This is a genomic window from Bartonella sp. MR168JLCBS, assembly GCF_042194175.1.
This window is the reverse complement of the sequence record NZ_JBHIMP010000120.1, coordinates 1-871: the sequence shown is the minus strand read 5'-3', so window position 1 is coordinate 871 and position 871 is coordinate 1. Positions and strand designations below refer to the sequence as shown.

The following is an 871-nucleotide window of genomic DNA, read 5'->3' as shown; positions in this document are numbered from 1 at the left end:
TGATGTTCCAGATAATACCGTTCAGCAAGTTGTGCAAGCCGGTTACATTATCGGTGAACGTGTTCTGCGCCCGGCTATAGTGGGTGTAGCAAAAGGAGGAACAAAAGAAGTGCCTGTGGAATCTGGTTCAGCTTGAAATGCATCAGGAACAATGTCCTGAGTACAAAGGTAGCCTTACGTTTCTAAATTCGTAAGGCATTTATCAAAGAGTTCTAAAGGGTGTTAACACCCTCTTTTTATCCTTGAAGTACCCACCTTCTTTTTACAACATAAGGGGCATCGCTTAAGGGCGAAGGCGATAAAAGTAGAGCAAAATGGTCAACCTTAAAGGGAGGAAACGAAAAGTCACCTCGAGAAGATAGATAAAAAGGAAGATCTTCAGGTTTAATATCAAGCAGTCGTGCAAGAGTGATATGCGGAGTAAATTGTTTTTTATCAGGATTTAACCCTAAGTTGCTCCGAATACATTCCATTTTTTCATGTAAAAGGCTGAGAGTTTCACAAGGCTCAATACGAACAACAAGAGAATGAGGAGCATTTTCCGAACCAAAAACTTTGAAACCATTCATGTGTAGCATAAAAGGAGGAAGCTTTATTGTGTCAAAGGCACGCATAAGCTCATCGGCTAGAGAGCTTTCAATCTCACCAAAAAAAGACAAAGTGACATGAAAGTTTTGTGGGTTAATCCACTGCGCCTTTAGTAAGCCATTTTGCAGCGATATGAGTGCTTCTGTTGTTTTCTTAGGAATCTGAAGAGCGCTAAACAAACGGTACATGGTATCTGCTAATAGAAAAAAATTTCAATACAAATTTGACGTTGATAAGTTGAAAGTAAAATATATCACTAGGAGAAAGGATAATAATATATAAA

Annotated in this window: 2 protein-coding genes; one reads left to right on the top strand and one right to left on the bottom strand. The window is 38.8% G+C overall.

What is annotated here, in order from left to right:
- The coding region (gene grpE / locus ACFIK8_RS09650) for a nucleotide exchange factor GrpE (protein ID WP_375669300.1) at positions 1–136 on the top strand (136 nt) is incomplete at its 5' end.
- A gap of 100 nt (positions 137–236) precedes the next feature.
- Here grpE and thpR read toward each other — a convergent pair.
- Positions 237–776 (bottom strand): RNA 2',3'-cyclic phosphodiesterase, encoded by a 540-nt coding sequence (gene thpR, locus ACFIK8_RS09645; RefSeq protein WP_014923606.1) that lies wholly within the window; start codon positions 774–776, stop codon positions 237–239.
- Between the last annotated feature and the right edge of the window lie 95 nt (positions 777–871).

Excerpts from the sequence above, each read along its gene's own strand:
- thpR (WP_014923606.1), bottom strand. The coding sequence starts at position 776 with ATGTACCGTTTGTTTAGCGCTCTTCAGATTCCTAAGAAAACAACAGAA.